Here is a 21,774-nt window from a genome sequence, read left to right as displayed (position 1 = left end):
TCCTTTGCTCCAGAGTCGTCGCTCACCGGACACCCATGCCGAGCTTCTTGCGCAGCTCGAGGTAGCTGGGGGAAAGCACGAACGAGAGAAGGCGACGCGAGCGCTCGTTCTCGGTGACCACCGAGCCGAGCTGATCCCGCGGCACGTTCAAGGTGTCGCTCAGCACGATCGAGACGTCGCCGGCGGCGATCACCGCCATGCGATCCAGGCTGCGCCGCGCCGCGTTCGTCCACGCGCGCGCGTCCTGCTTGCTCGCCACGACCTTCTGGCAAACGTCGCCGATGCTCTTGCGGATCTTGCGCGAGATCTCCTTGTGCACCGCGCGCTGGATCTCGCCGTAGACCGCGTACCCGGGGTTTTGGACCTTGATGTCGACCTCGTTGCACGCCGCGATGACCACGGACGCGACCGTGGCCTCGTCGCGCGTGCGGAGCGAGGTGATCCCGCGCCGCAGGGCGAAGACCGTCCGCGCGATGGCCGAGCGCGCCGCCGCGTCGAGCGGCGCCGTGATCCCGGAGCCGATGACGATCGCGGGCACCTCGCCGGCGACGCCGTGCACGCCCTTCGGCTCGGGGCCGCCGACGTAGAGCTCGAAGTCACCCTCGAAGCCCACCGCGCCCATCCACTCGGCGACCGCCACGCGCAGCGGATGGCCGCCGCGCGAGTCGATGCGCTCCTTCTTGCCGACGTTCAGCGAGCCGAGCGTCGGGCCGAGCGCGAGCGTCACCGTCTCGGCCATGAGCACGAAGAGCTCCGCGATCGGGCCGTTGTCCTCCGGATCGGCGATCTCGGCCATGGCCTTCGCGTCGAGCACGATCTGCGGCCGCGTCGCGACGCGACCGTCGATTCGTTTGAGCTCCGTCGAGATCGCGTCGTCGTCGCGGCCGAGCGAGACCAGGCAGCCGAGCGTCGCTTGCCGGAGCGCCGCGTCCTGCCCGGCCTGCGCGATCTTCGCGAGCCGCTCGACGCGGTCGGCATCGCACGGATCCTCGGAGAGCTTCTGCACGAGCACGGACTTCGCGCGGCCGAGCAGGCGCTGGCGCAGCGACGCGTCGTAGCTCGTGGTGAGCACGAGATCGAGCGCCTCGCCGTCGTCCGGCGACTCGTCGAGCAGCTTCACGACCGAGGCCTCGGCCTTCAGCGGCTCGTTGATCTTGTCGCGCCAGATGGCCATCGAGAGCCGCGCGGCCTCCATGCGCCCCTCGCGCTTCTCACGCTCCTGCATGAGCTGCTCGAGGATCGACGTCGCGCGCGACCAGGCGCCCGTCTTCGCCGCGACGCGCGCGAGGCGCTCGCGCACGGGCGGCGTGGACAGGCCCGCCTCGTGGAGACCCACGAGCACCTTGAGCGCCTTCTCCGGGGCGTTCAGCTTGTTCTCGTAGATGTCCACCGCCGCGACGCCGGACATCAGCCGCTGCTGCGCCGGCGCCTCGCCGATGCCCGAGAGCCGGCCGAGCAGGTCCGCCGCCTCGGCGAACTTGCCCATCGTGATCGAGATCTCGCCCGCGAGCGCGAGCGCGCCGACGTGATCGGGCTCGAGCATCGTGACGTTCTCGAGCGCCGAGAGCGCGCCTTCGCGATCGCCCTTCTTGCGGAGCACGCGCGCGCGCTCCCAGAAGAGCTTGCCGATCTCCGCCTCGTCGTCGGCGACGTCGAGGCGACGCCCGATGATGTCGAGCAGCTTGTCGTCCTCGTTGCGCGAACGTACGCGGCGGAAGAGTTTGTCGAAGGCGACGCTGCGGCTCGGATCCCGATCGAACGCGCGGGCGAACGCGATCTCCGCGTCGTCGTGCGCGTCGGTGTGGTCGAGCAGGATGATGCCCGCGGACTCCCAGAACGCCGCGCCGCGCGTGTCGTCCTTGCTGAGGGCGCCGAGCTGCGCGAGCGCGAGCGCCGTGGAGACGTGGTCGCCGAGCGCCTCGCTCGCGGCGCGCACGCCCTCCCACGACACGATGTCGTCCTGGCGACGCTCGACGGAGGCGCGGAAGGTGGCGAGCGCCGCCTCCACGTTGCCCGCCGCGAGCTCCGACCAACCCGAGAGCGCCGATGCGTCGCTCCCCGCCTCCTCGCCGAGCGCCCCGCCCACGTTTTGCAGGGCGAACGCGCGGCGGCGTGGATCGCAGCCGGGCATCGCGAGCTCCAGGTTCGCGAGGCGCGTCGCGTCCGACGTGCCGGCGAGCAAGGGCTGCGGCGTGCTCGGCTGATCGAGCATCGCCACGAGCGCGGCCGACGCTTCCATCGCCGACCACGGCTCGTCGTCGAGGAACGAGCCCACCGCGCGCCGCGCGGCCACCTCGGCCTCGCGATCCTTCGCGGTGAGCGACGCGCCGAGCCACTCGAGCGCGGCGTAGAGCTTCGGCTCCGCGTCCGCCCAGGCCGCCGCGCGCGACACCGCCGCGCCCGGATCCTGATCGACCACGCGCGCCAGCCGGTACGCCTCGGCGCGGGCGATCGCCGTCGCCTCGTCGCCCTGATCCTCCAGCCGATCGAGCGCGCGATCGATCGCCGCCCGGTCACTCTGCGCATCGGGCCACGTCAGCCGCGCGAGCCCCGCGGCGACCGTGATGTCGCCCGAGCCCTCGGCCTCCGCCGTCTCCAGCGCCGTGAGCGCCTCGGCGCGATCGCCCGCCTCGCCCTGGCCCACTTCCAGGCCGAAGCGCTCGATCGCGATGCTCGCCGGATCCGCGCCCGCCTCTGCGGCCGTGAGCAGCGCGCGCCGGCGACCGTCGAGGCTGTCCGGATCGGCCCCGCGCAGCGCCCACGCGAGCAGCGCCGCGGCCGCCTTCGACGCGCTGCCGCGCGCCTGTTCGATGAGCTCGATCGTCTTCTGCCGATCGCCGATCCGCCACGTGAGAAGCGCGGCTTCCAGGTAGAGCGCGGCGCCGAGCTCGATGTCCTCGGTCATCGTCGCGCACGTCGACAGGATGGTCGACGCGGACGCGAGGTCCCCTGCGCGGCGCTCGAGCTCCGCGAGGAAGAGCGCGACCACCTCGTCCGACGGCGCCGCTTCATGCAGCTCGCGCAGCCGTGCGCGCGCCTGATCGGTGTTGCCCGAGCGCGTGCTGCGCAGCGCAGCGACCACCCACAGGCCCCGCGCGAGGGTCGGGTCCGTCTCGACCTTCGCGAGCTCCTCGATCGTCGACGCGAGCGGCCGAACTGCGATCACCTCGCCCGGCGCGGCCTTCTTCGCGCCGAGCGCGTACGCCGCGAGCACGCGGCCGAGCCACGTCGAGGCGTCGCCGTCGAGCGTCGCGAGCTTCGCGAACGCCTCGGCTGCGCCGTCCGCATCGCCGCGGAGCGCGCGGCTCCGGCCGAGCTCGAACCAGAGGCTCGCGTCTTCGCCCTGCTCTGCGCCGTTTGCGACGAGCTCCGCCGTCACCTGCTCGTACCACGCCGCGTCGCCGCGGACGGAGGCGAGGGTGCGGGCGATCCGCGCGAGCAGCGGCGCCGGCGTGCCGAGCGCCGCGGCCCGACCGAGCGCTGCCTTCGCGCCGTCCGAGTCACCCGCCTGGCAAGCCCACACGTAGGCCGCGATGATCTCTGCGCGCGCCTTCGCCTCGTTCGTCGAGCACGACGCGCCCGACGCTTCGAGGGAGCGCGCGAGCGCCGCCGGATCCTGCGCGTCGCTCAGCAGATCGAGCTCGAGCGCGCGCGCCATGATCGACGCCGGGTCCGCTTCGAGCGCGCTGCGCAGCGCTTCGAGCGCGCCGTCCCGGTCGTTGTCGAGCATCGCTGCCTCGGCGATGCGCAGCCAGAGCGCTGCTGCGGCCGGGCCCGGGGCGCCCCGCGCGAGTTCGGCGCGCGCGAGATCCGCGGCGCCCTTTGCGTCGCCGTTCGCCTCCAGCGAGGCGAGGCGCGACCGCGCGATGACCGACGACTGCGGCAGTTGCTCGGCGGCCCGCGCGAGCAGCTTCACCCAGCCCTCTTGATCCCCTGCGCGCCGCTTCAGCTCGGCCGCGCGCAGCCATGCGTCGGCTGCGTACTCGGCGCGCCGCGCGAAGCGGGGCACGCCGCTCGCGTCGCCGCGCGCTTCGTCTTCGAGGGCCTCCTCGATGAGCTGCGCTTGCCCTTCGAGGGCCCGCGCCAGCGCCGTCGGGTTGTCCTCCCGCGCGGAGATCGATTCGAGCGTCACCTGCGACCGGAACTGCCCCTGACCGTCCAGCGCGGCGGCGGCGTCGATCAGATCGTAGGCGCGCTGCGCATCGCCGGCCTTCGCCGAGAGCTCCGCGAGCTCGATGAACAGGTACGCCTTCCACGTCGGATCGCTGGCGAGCTCGGCGCGCGCCTCGATGGCGCGCATGCGGCCGGGCAGGTCGCCGTCCTTCGCCGCGATGAGCTCGAGCTCGAGCCACGGCGTCGGGTCCTCGGGGCTCGCGCCGACGGCCTCTTCGAGCGCTTCTTTCGCGCCCGGAAGATTCTGCTCGTAGTCCTGCAGGAACGCGGCGCGCTCCCAGAACGCGCGTGCGCGCTCCTCCGGGGTCACGGAGGCGCGTGTCAGCGCTTCGAGCAGTTTCCCGAGGTTCTTGATGGACTTGCGTCGGGTCAGGATCCGGACGAGGGACTCGAGCGGCTCGCGGAACTGCGGGTCCGCGTTGAACGCCGCGAGGTAGTCCCGCGCGGCGGACGGCTCCTCCCCGTGCTTCTCCTCGAGGACGCCACACTCGTGCAGGAGCAGGGCTTGGAGCGCCTGATCCTCCTGCGCGGCGTGCTCGGACCGTAAACGATTGAGGAAGGCCGCCGCATCCTCGGCCTGCCCCGTGGGCATGGGTGTCTCTACCGTCATTGGGCTCGACGCGCCTCCCGCGGAGACGGGTTTCTGGTCCATTGCATGCTGCGTGGGGAGACTAGCCAAACGGTGCGTCGGGAGTAAAGCGTGCTCGCGACGGATCGCGACGATCCTGCGCCCCTCCGCGCAGTTCGCCCTGTCCCGTGGGGGGAAGGGGAGGGGGTGAGGCTCGTGCCTGCTCGCTCGCTCAGCCCTTGCGGAGCATCGCGTCGAGCTTCTCGTGCAGCGTCGACTCGACCACGGGCCGCATCGCGCGGAGCAGGAGCGGCAGCTCCACCCGGATCCGCACGGCCTCCGCGGTCACGCGCACCGACCCCCGCGTCCCCTTCGCGGGCCCGCTCGGCGCGTCCAGACAGAGCTCGTCGCCTTCCCAGCGCCAGCGCACCCCGCGGCGTTGCTCCAGCCGCCGCGCCAGGTCTTCCGCGCGCCGACGCGCCGCGTCCTGGCTCATGCCGTGGGGTTTCAGGATGTCGATCTGCGCCATCGCGTCCGTCCCCTCTGCGTCGTGGGCTTACTCGACCCGCTGCAGGATCCAGTAGCCGCGCGGCGTGTCCACGACCTCGCTCACCGCGCCCTTGGCCAGGCTGAAGAGAACATACTCCGGCGCGGGCTCCAAAATTCCGCGTGGCAGCCGCCCTGCGTTCTCCATCGAGCCCTTGTCGCCCTTCGCGACCGCCGCCTTGAAGTCCGTCTTCGCCTCCTCGGCGAGCTGCTTGGCGAGCGTGAGCGCCTCCTCGCGCGGCCGCGCGTTCGGCGGCGCGCCCTGGGCGCCCTTGTACTGCACGAGCACCACCCCGAAGATCACGGACTTCGGCGCCTCACCCGCGAGCGGCGGCGGCGCCTCGCCCGTGAGCAGCAGCGTCCCGCCTGCGTCGACCGGACCTCCCGGCTCCGGCTCCCCGCTCGCCCCGGCGTCCGAGGGCTCCGCGCCTGCGTCGGCGCTCGGCGTCGCGCCTGCGTCGCTCGGCGCGCCTGCGTCGGCGGCGGCCGTCTCGGTGGACGTGTTTGCGTTGCGACCGCGCGGGACGGCGACGAGCGCGATGGCCCCGAGGACCAACACGGCGAAGAGGAGGGCGGTCGCTTTCTGCATGGGGCGAGCGCGTTAGCACATTTCCCCGGCCCAGCGGAAGCGCGCGACGAATCTGCGCCGCCCGGCTGCCCGCTGCCCCCGCGCCCGCCGCCGTCCTCTGTCGCAAAAGAGCCGCGAAGCCTCAAACCCTGGTAGAAGTGACGAACGCGGAACCATCGCGCGCCCCAGGGCCCCTCGAAGGCATGAGCATGGTCAAGGTCGAGTGCGACGCCTGTAAGTCGCCGTACCAGGTGGAGGAACGACGGATCCCGGCGACGGGGCTCAAGATGCGCTGCTCCAAGTGCGGCAACAGCATCTTGGTGCGCAAGCCCGCGGAGGCCGCGTCGGGCCTCGGAGGCGCCGAGGAGATCGATCTCCCCTCGCCGGTCGCGCCGCGCGCGAAGGCGGGCACCGAGCCGATGATGCCGCGCCCCGCGGCGGGCAAGGCGCCGGCCGCGCCGCTCGCGCCGAAGCCGCCCGTGCTCCCCGCCGCCAAGCCGAAGCCTGCGGCGCCCGCGCCCGCGCCGAAGCCCGCCGAGGCCACGGAGCTCGAGCTGTGGAGCCGCGACGACGATCCCGGCTTCGGCGAGATCGACCTTCCCTCGCCCGCGAAGGCCACCGTGCGGCAGATGCACGCCGCGTCCGTGCCCGCGCCCGAAGCCGAAGAGGAAGAGCTCGCGGACCTGCCGATGCCCGCGAAGGCCACCGTGCGGCAGATGCCCGCGGTCGTGAACGAGTTCCCTCTCGATGATGAAGAGGAGGAGGACGCGGCGCTCGCGGCGATCGAGATGCCCGCGTCGTCGCCGAACAAGCCGACGGTCCGGCAGATGACGACCCCGGTGACGTCGTCGCTCGAAGTGGATCTGCCCTCGCCGTCGCCCTCGCCTTCGCCCGCACGTGCGGCCGCCGCCAGGACGCCGCCGCCGAGCCCTCCGAAGGCAGTCGACAAACCGACCGCGCCCGCGCGCCCCGCGGCGAAGGGTTTTGGCGAGATCGACCTGCCCTCGCCCGCGCGCCCCGCCGCGCCGAAGCCGCCGCCGCCGAAGCCGGACGAGAAGCTCACCGCGCCCGCGCGTCCTGCGGCGAAGGCCGCGCCCGCGCCGGAGATCGATCTGCCGAGCCCCGCGCGTCCCGGGATGAAGAGCACGCCCGCGTTTGATCTGCCGTCCCCCGCGCGCCCCGCGCCGCCCGCGGCGAAGGGCTTCGGCGAGATCGATCTCCCTGCGGCGGCGCGGCCCCCCGCCGCGCGCCCCGCGCCGCCTGCGGCGAAGGGCTTCGGCGAGATCGATCTCCCCGCGCCGGCGCGCGCGCCGGTGAAGAACGAGCCCGCCGATCTCCCCGCGCCGGCCCCGCCCGGCCCGAAGCACCGCTCCTCCGGCGCGATGCGCGCGCCGATGCGCGCAAAACCCCTGAGCAGCTTCGACCTGCCCGCCGTCACGGCCGACACCGAGCTCGACCTCGGCGCCTTCGGCGAGATCGAGCTGCCCGCGCCCGACCTCGGCGCCTTCGGCGAGATCGATCTGCCTGCGCCCGACGGCGGCGTCTCGTTCGCCGACCTCGAGGCCCCGCTCTCCCCGCCCGCGGGCGCCGCGCGCAAGCTCGACCCCGGCGCGACCGTGCCGGCCGCCTCGATCGCGGCCTTTGATCCGGGCGACAGCGACTTCGGGGAGCTCGAGTTCCCCCTCGCGAGTGCCCCTCCGCCTTCCCCCGCGGCTCCGCTCGTGTCCCCGCCGCGCGCTGCTGCGCCCGTGACGACCGGCTTCGAACTCGACGACGCGGCCTTCGACGCGGCGTTCGCCGATCCTCCGCCGAACAAGGCCGCCGCTCCGCCCAAGGCGCCCACGCCCGAGCCGCCGAAGAGCACGCGCGCCGCGGGCCCCATCTCGGCGCCGGGCGAGGAGTTTTCCCTCGGCGAGCCGGACATGGACCTCTCGACGGGCGCCCCGATCAGCGTGGGCGCGCCGCCCTCGCGCGCCCCCCTCCACGCCGCCGACGAGCCCGACGAGCCCGCGCCGCCGCCGGACAGCAGAGCCAGCATCGGCGACGAGGTCGACCTCGCGCCGGGCGAGTCCGAAGACCTCGACGCGCTCGGCAAGCGCGACAAAGCCCCGAAGAGCCTCGCCAAACCCGCCGCCGGGGACAAGCGCGCCCGCGGACGTGGCCGTGTCTATGGCATCGGCGCGGCCGTCCTCATCGCGATCGGCGGCGGCGCCCTCGCGTTGCTCCCCGACATCGGCCCGTTCGGCGTGCATGCGGTGAGTGATCTCGTGAACGCCTCCGCGCACGCCGAGGCGCTCACCGGGCTCGAAAAGAACACGCAGGCCACGCTCGACGAAGACACCGCCGCCGCGGCCGCGCGCGGGCTGGAAGCTGCCAAGGCCGCGCAGGCCTCGCGCCCGCGCCACCGCCCGACGGCCGCGTATGCGGCGTTCGTCGCCTTCTCGCGCAGCCTCCGCCATGGCCGCCGCGGCGACGACGAGACCCTCGGCAAGCAGCTCCTCGGCCAGACCGAGACCCCGAGCCGCGAGCGCACCCTCGCCGTGGCCGCGCAACACGCGCTCGCCGGCCGCCTCGACCCGGCCCGTCGCCTCGCCAAGGACGCGCTCGACGCGGACGCGAACGACATCGACGCCGCCGTCCTCCTCGGCGAGATCGAGCTCGCTTCCGGCTCCATCGCCGACGCGCTCCCCGCCTGGAAACGCGCCGTCACCCTCCGCAAAGGCGCCCGCTCCCTCTACGGCCTCGCGCGCGCCGAGCTCGCCAAGGGCGACGCCGCGTCCGCCGAGAAGAGCGCCCGCGCCGCGCTCGAAGCCTCTCCCAAGCACGCCGGCGCGCGCACCTTGCTCGCCTCGATCCTCGGCCGCGATCCTGCCAAGGAAACCGAGGCCCTCGACATCCTCGGCAAGGTCACGGCCGAGGGCGACATCCGCGCCTCTGGCAGCGACCGCGAGCTCGTCGACGCCTACATCGAAACCGGCCGCATCCACCTCGCCCGCTCGCGCATCACCGCGGCCGAGCAGGCCTTCGCCGCGGCGCTCAAGATCGACCCGCGCAGCGCCCCCGCGCTCATCGGCGACGGCGAGCTCTTCTACCGATCGAGCCGCTTCTCGCAGGCGCTCCTCCGCTTCGAGGAGGCCACGCGTGTCGACGAGAGCAGCATCCCGGCCCGCATCGGCGCGACGAAGACCCTCCTCGCGCTCGAACGCCTCAAGGACGCGAAGGCGCTCGCCGAAAAGCTCCGCGCCGACAAGCCCGACGCTGCCTCCCCCGTGTACTGGCTCGGCCGCGCCGAGGACGCGCTCGGCAACAAGAAAGAGGCCGAGGCCCTCTACCTCCAGGCCATCAAGCTCGGCGGCACGCAGATCGACGCCGTCGAGGCGTACGTCGCGCTCGCCTCGATCCTCGCGGCTGCCGGCCGCAACGACGAGGCGCAGGCCAAGCTCGCCGAGGCCAGCGCCAAGTTCCCCGACCTCGCGGCGCTCCACCGCGCGAAGGGCGAGGTCTTCTCACAGGCGGGCCGGTACGCCGAGGCGCGCACCGAATTCGAGGCTGCGCTCGCCAAAGAGGACGACCTCGGCACGCGGTTCCGCCTCGGCATCACGCTCCGCCGCATGGGCGCTTTCGAGGACGCGCAAAAGGTCTTCGACCAGATCGCGGCTGTCGACAAGGCGTTCCCGGGCCTCTCGCTCGAGCGTGGCCTCTTGTACGAGGAGACGGGCCAGAGCGAGCGCGCGCTGGAGATGTATGCGGCGGCGCTGGAGAAGGCGCCGACGGACATCGACCTCAAGATGCGCGTCGGCTCGGCGCAGGTCATGGCGGGCCACGCGGCGCAGGCCGAGCCGATCCTGCGCGAGGTCTTGAAAGAGCGCGCCGGCTCCGCGGACGCGAACCATTTCCTCGGCCGGGCCCTGCTCTTGAAGGGCGGCTCGTCCTCCGCAGGCGAGGCGATCCGCTTCCTCGAACGGGCCACGGAGATCGACGGCAACCGCGCCGAGTATTTCCTTTACGTCGGCTGGGCGGCGAACGTCCTCGGCCAGTTCCCGAAGGCCGAGGCGGCCTTGAAGCGCGCCTTGGAGCTCGATCGCGAGCTCGCGGACGTGTACTGGCAACGCGGCGTCCTGGCGCACAAGCAGGGTCGCACGCTCGACGCTTTGGCCGACCTGGAGATCGCCTTGCAAAAGCGCCCCTCTCGGCACGAGGCGCACGCCACGATGGCGCTTTGTTATCAGGAGCTCGGCCGCTGGCCGGAGGCGCAGACGGCGTGGCAAAAGGCGATCGCCGGCAATGGCTCGGTGGCCGAATGGCATTACCGGCTCGGGAAGATCTTCGAATCAAACGGGAACAAGCTCGCGGCCACGCCGGAGCTCGACAAGGCCGTGGAGCTTCTCGCGCAGAAGGGCGGTCCGGCCGAGAACTGGCAGGCCGATGTGTATTTCCTCCACGCCGAGGCGATGCGCGCCACGGGGCAAAAGGACAAGGCCGTGAAGAGCTACCTCCGGTTCAAGGAGGTCGCGTCGATGGACAATGCGTACCGGACCGACGTGGAGCGGGCGTTGGTATCGCTGGGGCACGGTCCATAGGGCGGGGGCGGCATCCACGGCATAAGAAGAAGCCGGTGGCCCCAGCGGTAGCGAACGAGGTGCGAGAGGTCGAAGGCACGCGCGCCGGGCTCGTCGGCAAGGGCTGGGGAGGTTGCCGACATGCGCGCCGGGCTTGTCGGCAAGGCTGGGGAGGTTGTCGACGTGCGCGCCGGGCTTGTCGGCAAGGGCTGGGGAGGTTGCCGATATGCGGCCGGGCTTGTCGGCAAGGGCTGGGGAGGTTGCCGATATGCGGCCGGGCTTGTCGGCAAGGGCTGGGGAGGTTGCCGACATGCGCGCCGGGCTCGTCGGCAAGGGCCGGGGAGGTTGTCGACATGCGCGCCGGGCTTGTCGGCAAGGCTGGGGAGGTAGTCGACGTGCTCGCCGGGCTTGTCGGCAAGGCCGGGGAGGTTGTCGACGTGCTCGCTGCGGTTGCCGGCAAGGGCCGGGGAGGTAGTCGACATGCTCGCCGGGCTCGTCGGCAACGGCTGGGGACTTTGTCGAGAGGGTCGCCCGTGGTTGCCGGCAACCTGCCCCTCTGCCACGCCGTCGCCGCCGCGTCCGCGGGGCGGTGCTGCGGGGAACGTCAGAAGCTGTAGCCGGCAAGCCCCGTGAGGCCACTTCCTTTGCCGTCATAGTCCGAGTAACGGCCCCCGATCGTGAGGCGCGTCGGGTCATTCGGCGACCCGAGGACCCACGTGAACCGGGCGTCGATGTTGTCGACATGGGCCGGATCCGAGGCGTTCCCCTCCGCCTGCAAGCGGTAGGCGCGCGTCCACCAGACGGCGAACCACACCGGCGCGGCGACTTGAACGTCGAGCATCGCGCCGAACCCGCCATGCAGCCTGACGCGAACGCCCGCATTCTTGTCGCGGTCGGCGGTGTCGATACCGGCGATCCCTCCGCCGAGCAGCGGCTGGAGGCCGATCCCGAGGACGCGGTAGCCGATGCCGGCGTGGAACTCGGCGTCGAGCATCAACCCCTTCGTCGTCACGTAGCCACCGCGGGCCTGAAGCGGCATCCGGTAAAACACGTCGCTCCCCTTCCACACCCCATCGAGGAACCCTCCGAAGCCGACCACCGGCGCGAATACGGTCGCTTCGTTGGGCGCAGACGCCGTCGCGAGCCCGATCTGCCAGGTGCCCATCCCCGCGGACGCCGCCGCGCGCATCAACGCCTCCGTCTCGGCTCTCTTGTTGTGCTCGCGCATCGCGTCGCCGTCGGGCGGCGGAAGCGCGAGCGGCACGGCGCCGCTGCTCGGCGGCGCGTCGACGAGGGCGGTCTTCACGTCCGCTTCGTCGAGCGACCAGCGCTTCGCGAAGAAGGAGACCGCCTCGGGGGGCGGCGAGCGGCGAACGAGGGTCGCGAGCGCGAACGCGTCCTCGGCCGCGGCCTCGTCGCCGGACCCGAGGTGGGTGCGCGCCTGGGTCACGAGCTCGGCGCTGCGTGCTTCGCGGACGGCGGTGAACAGGGGCCCGAGCTCGGCGAGGAGGGTTTCTTCCGCCTTCGATGCCAGCTCGTCGGCCCGCCGTTGCTTCTCCGTGCCCATAAGCAGCGAGTTCTGGGCCTTGTCCGGATCGACGCCTTCGACCTGGATCTTCAGCGTGATCGGCTTCGCCGACGAGGCATCGGCGCGGCGGCGCTGCGTGCCCTCGATGACGAGCGTCCAGCGCAAGCGGTGCTCATCCTCGAAGTAGGTTTCGGTGATGGGCCGACTCTCTTCCTTCTGGACATAGTCGGTCGTGCAGGACTGGCCCGTGTTGTAGATCGGTGACGTCTCGACGTAGCGGGAGTGCGCGTCTTCACGAACCGTCTTCGTCTCCGTGCCCACGTACGTCGAGGTGCTCTGACAGCGCGATTCGCCGACCAGGCGGCTCGTCGTCTCGTACGAGATCCTTTCGCGCTTCACCTTCTCGACGTAGGGCTCGGACCGCGTCGTGCATTTCGCGCGGAACTCGATCTCGGTCGGCAAGCCACTGCTCCCGCCGAGCTTTGTCGCAGCGGCTGCGATCGGCTTGCAGTCGTCGCCGCCGAGCGTCCAACCGACATCAACGCGCTGGCGCAGCGCGGAGCTCGTGTCGCTATCGAGGGTGTCTTTCCCGCCGAACATTCGCACGAGGCCGACGTGGAGCGCGCGCGCGCCGTGGTGCGCGGCGTCGATCTCCGTCAAGCGCTGGTGATGGAACGCGAGCGCGCTCTCCTGGATTCGGCGAAAGTCCTCTCGGAGCTCCTTCTCGTCCGCCAGGCGGAGGAGGCGGCTCGCTTGTTTCAGGGCGGCGGTGTACGACGCGGGCTTCGCCTTCGCGACGACCTCGGGCCACAATGCCCGCGCGATCGCCGAGCCGACCGGCGTGATCGCCTCGCGAATGAGCTCCGCGCGTTTGCGGTCGAGCGCGAGCAAGGCTGCGGCCTCGAGCCGCGCGAACGCAGCTTGCGGCTTCCCCGCCTCGAGCTCCTTTCGCGCCGCGACCACCTCGGCGTTCACGAGCTGCGTGAGCGTGTCGTGCTGCTTGGCTGCGATCTCTTGGATCGCATCGTCCTCGGGCTCGATTTTGGCCGCCGCCGCATCGTAGTTCGCGAGCGCCTGGGCGTAGGCATGCTCGGAGAACGCGCGGTCCCCAGCGGCGAGGAGCGGACGGCTCTCCGCGCAACCCGCAAGCACGCTGGACAAGGCCGCGAGCCATAGTGCCCGGCGCGAGGTGCGAAGAGAATGTAATTCCGGCACGATGGCTGTGCTGTATCACACCCTGGCCTGAGCCGTAAAGCCATCGAGGTGTGGCTCGATGGCTTCTCACGAGGTGACGGCCAAAGCTCCGAAGTCACGTCGCGTGGAACCGCCGAGAATGGGCGAGGGCGAATGCGCGGTGGTCATTGCGACCTACATCGCCCGAAGGGGCTCGCGCGCTCCCTCCGTTCTCCCGTGCACGACGATCTCCCAGGTGTGGAAATCGGCGGAAGCATCGAAGTCGAGGTCCACCCTCTTCTCCGTTTGGTGCTTCGTCCCGCCATCGTCCACCCAGTGGAGCGCGAACTGCACGGCTTTGGTCCCGCCGACGAACTCGATGTCGATCTCGGCGGTCTCGAGCAGCTTCGAGTCGCTGGCGTCGAACTGGTAGAAGGCGGTGAAGAACGAGGCGATCATACCCGGGCGGGCAGTGGGGCGCATGCGCGTGAGGAACCGCCCGAACTTCTGTGCGCCGGTCCGAGCGTATTCCGCGCCCAGAATCGTGCGATCCGAGTCGATGACGGTGTCGCCGCGCGCGGTGAGCCACAGATCGAGGGCGCCCTCGCTGGTGCGGACGTTCGAGGGATGGAGCCAGGCGAGGTTCGAGCCAAAGGTCCAGTCCCCGAGCGTCGAGGGACCGAGCCCCTGCTCGAAATCATCCAACCACGAGAGCTCGTATTCGATGCCGCCGCGCGTGGCGCGTCGGGGGAGCTTGCTCTCGTTCGTGGGGGCGAGGTCGCCTTGGGGTGAATCGGGGAAGTCGGTTCGTGGAGCGGGAGCCGGGGAGCAAGCCGCGGCGAGGGCGGCCGAGCAGAGGACGAGGGGGGCGCGCATCCTGCGGAGTGTAGGCGCGGGGAGGGAGGGAGGGGAGGGGACCCGGGCCTCCGGCTGCCCGGCTTTCGAATGGCCGAAGCCCTTGCTTCAGCCGGTCGACTTGCGGCCCCAAGCGAGCGGCTCCACGTACGGTCTTGACGAGACCGTGCGGCGGCGCGAATGCGCCCGGCGCGGCGCGAGGGGACCACACACGAGGGGGAAACCGACGATGACCCGACAATCGAGAAGGCCGAGAGGGGACGCGGAGCGTCGATGGATGATCTCCCTGGGTTTGATCTTCGCGGGGATGTCGCTCGTGGCATGTGATGAACAGATCGGGGACCGAGCGCGTGGGAGCGGCACGTGCCCGCCCGGGGAGACCTGCTCGGAGCGGACGCCGACGGGCCTGGCATTCATTGGCGCGCATGCATTCAGCGATACGAAGGGCGGAGGACTCGCCACGGCCCTCGGGGGCACGCAGACGTTATCCATCCGCTACCCGGAGCCGCCTTATGATCTCTACGTGGCTGGCTTCGACGCGATGCTCATCGATTCCAGGGTTGCCGCGATCGAATCGAGTGGCCCCGCCACGGTCGTCCTGCGAGGTGTCTCCGAGGGCCGCGCCTTGCTGCGTCTGCTCGAGCCGGGGACGAACAAGCTGCTCGACAGGTACAAGATCAAGGTCGCGCCCATCGCGCGTGTCGCCCTGCTCCCGCGGGAGCTTCAGGACGAGAATGCGGACGTCGCGCGCTGGAAGGTGCTCGCCGGGAGCCCGGCGTCGCTCGGGGTTTTGCTCTTGGACCGGAACGACCAACAGCTCGTCGACGAGGGGCTCGAGGTGCGCGCCCACGCGGCCGATGTCGTGCGGCATGCGTGGGATCTTTTCCAGGTCACGGTGGTGGCCGCCTCCCAGAACCGGGTGATGCTCACGATGCGGGCGGGCGGCCGTCCCTTCTTGGCCGCCGTTGATGTCGCCTCGTCGGTCGACGGCATCGTCCTGCGATCCCCGGCGGCCCCGGAGGAGGGGCACCCCATCGCGATCAAGCGCGGAGCGCCCGGCACGCAGATCTGCTTCCGCGCAGCCTTGGAGAAGACCACGGTCGTCGGGGCGACGTGGCAGTTCTCGCCGGGCGAGACCGTCTCGATCGAGCCTCCGGCGCTGCCGTCGGAGGAGGACGCACCGTGGGATGTGCAGCCCTGGACGACGCCGGGCTGCGTGACGCTCTCCGGGAAGGAACTCGGACCCGCGACGCTCGGGGTCACGGCGGGCACCTACTACGAGATGTTCAATCTCGTGGTCGTCGAATGACCCTTGGCCTTCGGCCGATTTCCAGGACGCCACCGTCCTCCCTGGGGCCGATGTCGTCCTCTCCCCGAGGCGCGCATTCTGCGGAGTGCAGGCGCGGCTGACCTGTGGTCTCATCTCGCTAAGTACGCAAAACTCTTAGCTCGATCACCAGAGTCGGGCTCAACAGTTTCGAGTACTTACGAAGATGCGATCGATGGTCAGGACGACGAGAGCAGAATCGATCGGATGCGCGCGGTGGTCGTAGGATGTTGACAAGGCTCCCGGGGGTGGCGTAAGCCGATATACGGGACATGCAAACCTTTCTTGCACTCTTCTGTGTTGCGGTCCTCGTGGAGGGGTGCGTTGACGAGCCCAGCAGGCGACCACCGTGCACGGATCCAGACGAATGTGCCGTGCAACGAGACAACTGCTTCAACGGCTGCGCCCAGCGTCATGCCCCAGGAAGCTGTGCAGATTGCTGTAACAGTGTGTTCAGGAGCTGCGATGATTGCAAATCATGGAACTTCGAGTCGTGCAGGTGACTCGTTCAAACCCGGACTCGCAGCCATCCTCGTGGGCGGACTGCTCGCATTGTTCTGCGGATGCGAACGAAATGCGTCCCATCAACTCGTCCTGCGATACGATGAGGTGGCCCACGTGAGTGGATGCAACATCCGCCTCATTCAGATCACCATCCGTGACGATGGCTACGAGCCGTTCGCGGCTCTCAATTACAATTGCGGAGGCTTACCGGAGTCGGACCTGTTCGAGAAGAATTGGTCGAAGGACTATCTCCCGCCCCTCGGGTTCACGATGAACGTCGGGGATTGTCAGCTCTTCAAGGACACGTTCTACTGCGTCGAGGCCATCGAAACCGACAAGGTGACGCTCCAGGCGACGTACAAGTGGGCCAACCCAGACCATTCGCGAATCGAGCGGATCAAGTAATCTGCAAAGGCCCCGCCCCATCCACGCGCCTGTGCATCTCCAGGCACGCCTGATCCACCATCCCGCCCCTTCGAGAACGTAGTCGGCGAGCCTGCGGATTTGCCGAGAAGCTGCGTGCCTGCCATGAGGCGCGTGGCACGGGGACGGATTCGCCCCCGCTACCTGTGCCGCGTGCATGCTGCACGGCCACAGGGCCCAATGCGTTCAGGCTCCGTGCTCAGAAGGACTGGCTCTGTGGCTTCTCGCCCTCGGTCTTCTTGCGGAACACCAAGTAGCTGTGACGGGATTCAGTCCTGGTCGTCCCTTGGTACGCGACGTTTGCCGACGTGTTGATGAGCACGACCTCGCCGCCGAGCGCGCACGCCTCGGGCTTGAGCAGCGAGAGAATCCGTGGGTCGTTCGGCGCTTCGCCGCTCTCGCCCTGGACGTTGACCGTGCCCACGGCGTCGTAGCTGGCTAGGAGCTCCTGGGTCATGTTGCCCGTGCGCAGCTCGAGCGCGCAGTCCGCTGGCCGCGGCGGAAACACCCCACCCATGCGCACGGTGGACACAGGGTTGCTCGAACACGCGAGTACCGTCGGGAGGAGCACGAGGAGCCACGTCTTGATCATGCGTGGCATACCTAGCAGCACGCGCGCGTCGCGGTCAACGACGATGCCGCGGGGAGATCGCGGCGGCGCGAACGGCGGGACGAATGGCGCAGTGGATCAGGCGTCGAGCGTGCCGCCCTTGAACGGGCGCGGCGACACCTCGGAACAAATCGCGCGCCGGGCGCCGCTCCACCCCTTCCGTACAAGTTCGTCTCCCAATCCTCGAAGGGTGGCTCCACGACGTACGCCGCGTCCACGTAGCTCCGGATGCACTGGGCGGCGCGGTTCTCCGCCTGCTTTGCATTGCGTACGACGCTCTCCTCGTCTCGCTCGAGCACGTTGACGAAGAGCGCGTACGTCATTTCGAGGGCGCGCCCGGCCGCAAAGGTCGGCGGCGAGGGGAGCGTCGTTCGTGCGGAGGTGGGCGTTTCGATTCTGACAATGCGTCCGACTCTGTTATATACGGCTCCATGAACGGCATGCCCATTTCATCGATGCTGCGTCGGCGCCCGCTCGTGCTCCTCGTCGGGGCCCTTCTTTCCTTCGGAGGCACGCGCGCCCTGGCGTCCCCCGTCCCCGTGGCGCAGTTCAACTGGACCCAGCAGCAGAAACTCTTCCTCGAGAACCCGATGGTCGGCGATCTCGCCGCGCAAGCGATCGGCCTCTCCGGTGATGTCATCATCGTCGGCGCGGAAGAGGCCGACCTCAAGGGGAGCCGATCCGGCGTGGCGCAGGTCTTCGTTCGAGCGGGAGGCTCCTTCGCCCCGACGCAGGCGCTCTCCCCCGACGACGGGCAGCCCGACGACTATTTCGGCCACGCGGTCGACGTGGACGGTGATATCGCGATCATCAGCGCCTCCTCCGACGACGACAACGGGCTGAACAAAGGCTCGGCCTATGTATACGCCCGGAGCGGGGGCGTCTATACGATGCAGCAGAAGCTCTTGCCACCTCCGGCGACCCTCGGCAGCTACGCCGCTACCGTGGCCATCAGCGGGACGACGATCCTTCTGGGGGGCGAGGGCAGCGGAGGTTTCGTGTATACCCAGAGCGGCTCGACCTGGTCGCTTCAGCAGAAGATCGCGCCGGCCGATCACGTCACGACGCATTTCGGCAATGCCGTCGACCTCTCCGGCGACACGGCCATCCTCGCGGCATTCGCGGATCCCACGATGAGCGTCGATGGTGGCTCGGCCTATCTCTATGTGCGCAGCGGCGCGACCTGGACGGAGCAACAAAAGGTCTTCCCGTCCGATCCGACGGTGGGGCAAAACTTCGGGTATTCGGTCGCCATCGACGGCGATACGGCGGTCGTGGGCGCCATCGGCGACAGCGAGAAGGGGACGTGGGCCGGCGCGGCGTATGTCTTCGTCCGCAATGGCGTCACGTGGAGCCAGCAGCAGAAGCTCGTCGCGAGCGACGCGCAGGAGAGGGCGCAGTTCGGGTGGGGCGTCGCGGTGCAGGGAGACAGGGTGCTCATCGGTACCCCCACGATGAAGACGGCCGTGACGCAGCCGGGATCGGCGTACGTCTTCGAGAGGAGCGGCGGCGTTTGGACCGAGGCGAACAAGCTCACGGCCTCGGACGCGGTGGCGGTGGAGAACAGGTTCGGCTGGTCTTGCCGTCTCGACGGCGACACGGCGGTCGTCGGCGCGCCCAGCGATGCAGAAAAAGGCGGCTCCTCGGGCGCGGCGTACGTGTTCGCGATGGAGATGGGCGGGTCCGGCGGAATGGGCGGGTCCGGCGGAATGGGCGGGTCCGGCGGAATGGGCGGCGCCGGCGGAATGGGTGGTGCCGGTGGAATGGGTGGTGCCGGTGGAATGGGTGGTGCCGGCGGCGCAGGTGGTGCCGGCGGAATGGGCGGTGCCGGCGGCGCTCCGTCGACGGAAGAGAGCGGCTGCGGCTGCCGGATGGCCGGCGCGGAGCGAGGCGGCGGGGCAGCATGGTTGCTCGTGCTGGGAGGGGTGATCCTCGCCGGGAGTCAGCGGCGTGCGCGCTCCCGGAGCCTTGTGCGGCGGGGCGACGGCTCGACGTTCTAGCTTCACGCTGCGGGAGCCATGCAGCGATCACCAGTCACCCCATTTGCCCTCGCGCACGAAGCCCATCCCCTGCGAGAAACGCTTCGCTGACCTGGCGGGGCGCGGTTCGCGGCCGGGCTCGGCCTTCCGGGTCCACGAAGGTCATTCGTTGCGCCTATGGGAGGGATGCGAATTCGCGGGGTTTCTCGAGTCTCTGCGAAGACGCATTGTGGAGGGGTCGCTGGAGCAACGGAGAGCCAGCGGCGGCTTTCCCTACCTGTCCTTCCCTAACCTGTCCAAGGAGCAACGATGAACCACAGCAAGACCTCCTCCCGCGCGTTCTCCAAGACCGCGCGGCTCTTCGGCCTGGGCGCGCTTCTCGCCGGCGTGGTCGGCTGCGTCGACGGCCCGGGCGTCGACGACGAGCGCGCGGACGCGATCGAGGCCACCGACGAGGCGAGCTTGGCCCTCCTCCCCAACAACTGCTCGGATCGAGCGAAGAACATCTGGCGCGCCGCCGGCCTGATGGCCACCTACATCCCGGGCGTTGGCAACGCCGCGAGCGCGGGGATCTCCCTCCTCGCCGCGCTCCAGTCGGGTCGCTGCTCCCAGAACCAGGCCGAATTCCTGACGATGGATCAGATCCGCGCCCAGATCACGTCCATCAGCGGCCAGGTGGTCGACGAGGCCCTGCGAAAGCAGCTCGTCCAGTCCGCCGACACGTTGCTCCGCCTCCTCGAGCCCTACCAGGACGAGCTCGTGGACATCGACGCGCTCACCGTGGCCCAGCGGGCGCAGCTCTCCAAGGACCTCGAGAACCTCGCCATTCACGCGGTCTTCCTGGAGGCAGACACCGCGAATCTCAACTGGCCGATTCTCCCGGTCTACGTGCAGTTCGCTTCGCTCAAGCTCGGCATGTACCAACTGGCCTATGAGCTGCGCGAGCCTGGACCCGAGCGCGACAACCTCGAAGATATGCTCGCGAGCGAGCGGCAGGCGTCGATCGACATCCTCGTCGGGCACGAGACCCGGTTCGTGACGCGCGGGCAGACGCTGAAGCGGAGTTACTACTTCAACGGCAATCGATTCTGGATCGACACCAAGGTGACGAACGGCAGCGACACGGTGGTGCTCGTCGACTGGTACTGCGAAAGGAGCGCCTTTCAACCCAACGGATGCAGCAACCGGTTCGACCGGCGCAATCAGTTCTTCCTCGAGGCGCGCAACAAGTTTCGTGATCTCCGCACGAAGCAAAACACCGTCATCGACAGCAACTACCTGGCGTTCAAGAACGCGTTGTTCAACACCCAGGCCCCTGCGTTCAAGCTGGAGTCGGGGCGCAACAACTACCGTAATGTCGTCACGAGCGCCCTTTCGCCCAGGGTCTGCCTCAGCGCCAGCCCCGAGGGGACGTTCTCGGTGCCGGTATGCGGGGCGGACGACGACGTGTCGAACGCCGACCTCCTCTTTGGGCTCATCCCCACGACCGGCCAGCTCTACAGCCTCGGCCAGAAGGTCTGCCTCCAGGCGGACGACGCAGGCGTCCTCTCGAGCGGGCCCTGCGAGGAGGTGGCGCCGCCGGAGCCGAATCTCGACGGGAGCCCCGCGGCGCCGCCTTCGCGCCAGAGCTGGGGTCACCATCCCAATGGGTACTTCATTCACCTGGCGACCGGCCTCTGTCTGAACCTCGACCAGGACATCGTGATGCCCGAGAACCAACAAGTGAAGTCGGTGCCGGGCGCGGGGGTGGTGCTCTCGCCCTGCGACTTCGGCTCGGTGGGGTACCAGGAGCATAACGTCATCTACTCGGGGGGCGAGAGCGTGACGAACGATCTGGGCGAGGACGTGTGGCGCGTGCTCCCGACGACGATCACCGACTGGCAGGTCGAGTAACCGAGGCGAGGGTCGAGGGGCGCGCTGGGCATCTCGAACGATCTGGGTGCTTGCATTGTTCACCTGGACGCCGATGATGACGCGTGGACTTCTACCTTCTTCGGTCCTTTCAAGAGGTTGCGCGCCGCGGGAGCATTACGGCCGCCGCGCGCAGCCTCGGCGTGAGCCAGCCGAGCTTGACGCTCGCGATGCAGCGCCTCGAGCGTGAGCTGGGCACGACGCTCCTGCACCGCGGACGCAGTGGCGTCGCCCTCACCGAGACGGGCCTCGCGCTCGCCCGCGACGTCGACGACATCCTCGCCATGGTCGCGCGCACAGAGCAGCGCATCCGCGGCCTGGAGGAGGAGGAGACCGGGCGCTTCGTCGTCGGCTGCCATGAGTCGCTCGGCGCCTATTTCCTCCCTGCATTCATGCAGAGCTTTCTGGTCGAGGCGCCAGGGATCGAGCTCACCTTGTGGAACGGCTCGTCGGCCGGCGTGCGCGACGCCGTCGTCGCCCGCGAGGTCCATTTCGGGGTGGTGGTGAACCCTTCGCCTCACCCGGACCTCGTGCTCGTCCGGATGTTCGAAGACGCGGTGGACTTTTTCACAGCCGAAAGCCCGGCCCGTACACTCTCTGTCGCGTATGACCGCATCCGGCGCGGCCCCCTCGTGCATGCGAAGCGGGTCACCGAGAGCCAAGCGCTCATCATTCAGCTCGAGGGCGAGGGTGTCGTCGCAGAGCGCGAGCTTTCGTGCGGCGACTTCGAGCTCGTCAAGACGCTCGTCCTCGAGGGGATTGGCATCGGCATCCTGCCGAGGCGCGTCGCTGCCTACGGCGCGGGCGAGGGCCTCGTGCGGCTGCACCCAGACCTCCCCCATTTCGACGATGCGATCCATCTCGTCTACCGCGGCGACCTGCACAAGACGCGCGGGGCGATGCGCCTCAAGGACGCGCTGGTCGCCCACGGCAAGGCGCTGCGCTCGGCGCCTCGCTCCTCCACCGGGCGCAAGCCGGGGCCCGTATCGTCGCGCTAGCCGGCTGTCTCCTTGCCCTCCGCGGCGCGCGCGGGCTTGGGAGGGCGCACGG

13 protein-coding genes are annotated in these 21,774 nt (G+C 69.9%); 6 read left to right on the top strand and 7 right to left on the bottom strand.

What is annotated here, in order from left to right; genetic code table 11:
• Nucleotides 1–22 precede the first annotated feature (22 nt).
• The 3 genes from QHF89_RS25415 to QHF89_RS25405 all read right to left on the bottom strand — a co-directional run bounded on the left by QHF89_RS25415 (nt 23) and on the right by QHF89_RS25405 (nt 5,876).
• The gene (locus tag QHF89_RS25415; protein WP_284720922.1) at nt 23–4,765 is read right to left on the bottom strand and encodes a tetratricopeptide repeat protein; all 4,743 of its coding nucleotides are present in this window, start codon (nt 4,763–4,765) and stop codon (nt 23–25) included.
• A 208-nt stretch (nt 4,766–4,973) separates the two neighbouring features.
• On the bottom strand, nt 4,974–5,270 hold the full coding sequence (locus QHF89_RS25410; RefSeq protein ID WP_136932036.1) for a polyhydroxyalkanoic acid system family protein: 297 nt from the start codon (nt 5,268–5,270) through the stop codon (nt 4,974–4,976).
• A 27-nt stretch (nt 5,271–5,297) separates the two neighbouring features.
• Nucleotides 5,298–5,876: a peptidylprolyl isomerase gene (locus QHF89_RS25405; RefSeq protein WP_136932035.1), complete on the bottom strand. Its 579-nt coding sequence runs from the start codon at nt 5,874–5,876 to the stop codon at nt 5,298–5,300.
• Between the two features lie 182 nt (nt 5,877–6,058).
• Here QHF89_RS25405 and QHF89_RS25400 point away from each other — a divergent pair, with 182 nt between their 5' ends.
• Nucleotides 6,059–10,435 carry a tetratricopeptide repeat protein gene (locus QHF89_RS25400; protein WP_136969133.1) on the top strand — a complete coding sequence of 1,459 codons (4,377 nt, stop codon included), beginning with the start codon at nt 6,059–6,061 and terminating at the stop codon, nt 10,433–10,435.
• A gap of 583 nt (nt 10,436–11,018) precedes the next feature.
• On the opposite strand, the gene QHF89_RS25395 is transcribed toward QHF89_RS25400, so the two are convergent.
• Entirely contained in the window at nt 11,019–13,103 is a 2,085-nt protein-coding gene (locus QHF89_RS25395; protein WP_136969132.1) for a hypothetical protein, read from the bottom strand.
• 207 nt (nt 13,104–13,310) lie between these two features.
• Entirely contained in the window at nt 13,311–13,991 is a 681-nt protein-coding gene (locus QHF89_RS25390) for a family 16 glycosylhydrolase (protein ID WP_136969131.1), read from the bottom strand.
• Nucleotides 13,992–14,247: 256 nt separating this feature from the next.
• Between QHF89_RS25390 and QHF89_RS25385 the strand changes: the two genes are divergently transcribed.
• Both QHF89_RS25385 and QHF89_RS25380 read left to right on the top strand, forming a co-directional pair.
• The gene (locus QHF89_RS25385; RefSeq protein ID WP_136969130.1) at nt 14,248–15,279 is read left to right on the top strand and encodes a hypothetical protein; all 1,032 of its coding nucleotides are present in this window, start codon (nt 14,248–14,250) and stop codon (nt 15,277–15,279) included.
• Nucleotides 15,280–15,915: 636 nt separating this feature from the next.
• Nucleotides 15,916–16,206, top strand: a complete 291-nt coding sequence (locus QHF89_RS25380; RefSeq protein ID WP_136932029.1) for a hypothetical protein — start codon at nt 15,916–15,918, stop codon at nt 16,204–16,206.
• Nucleotides 16,207–16,423: 217 nt separating this feature from the next.
• On the opposite strand, the gene QHF89_RS25375 is transcribed toward QHF89_RS25380, so the two are convergent.
• Complete coding sequence (locus tag QHF89_RS25375) at nt 16,424–16,816, bottom strand: hypothetical protein (protein WP_136932028.1); 393 nt, start codon at nt 16,814–16,816, stop codon at nt 16,424–16,426.
• An 11-nt stretch (nt 16,817–16,827) separates the two neighbouring features.
• Nucleotides 16,828–17,157 carry a DUF7677 family protein gene (locus QHF89_RS50220; protein WP_136969129.1) on the bottom strand — a complete coding sequence of 110 codons (330 nt, stop codon included), beginning with the start codon at nt 17,155–17,157 and terminating at the stop codon, nt 16,828–16,830.
• Nucleotides 17,158–17,274: 117 nt separating this feature from the next.
• Here QHF89_RS50220 and QHF89_RS25370 point away from each other — a divergent pair, with 117 nt between their 5' ends.
• From QHF89_RS25370 to QHF89_RS25360, 3 genes are all read left to right on the top strand, one after another.
• Complete coding sequence (locus QHF89_RS25370) at nt 17,275–18,834, top strand: FG-GAP repeat protein (protein WP_284720921.1); 1,560 nt, start codon at nt 17,275–17,277, stop codon at nt 18,832–18,834.
• 288 nt (nt 18,835–19,122) lie between these two features.
• Complete coding sequence (locus tag QHF89_RS25365) at nt 19,123–20,706, top strand: hypothetical protein (RefSeq protein ID WP_136969127.1); 1,584 nt, start codon at nt 19,123–19,125, stop codon at nt 20,704–20,706.
• 83 nt (nt 20,707–20,789) lie between these two features.
• Nucleotides 20,790–21,722 (top strand): LysR family transcriptional regulator, encoded by a 933-nt coding sequence (locus tag QHF89_RS25360; protein ID WP_136969126.1) that lies wholly within the window; start codon nt 20,790–20,792, stop codon nt 21,720–21,722.
• Nucleotides 21,723–21,774 lie beyond the last annotated feature (52 nt).

Origin of the sequence: Polyangium sorediatum (genome assembly GCF_029946465.1) — a bacterium.
Classification (GTDB): domain Bacteria; phylum Myxococcota_A; class Polyangia; order Polyangiales; family Polyangiaceae; genus Polyangium; species Polyangium fumosum.
This window is presented reverse-complemented; position numbering and strand designations above follow the sequence as displayed.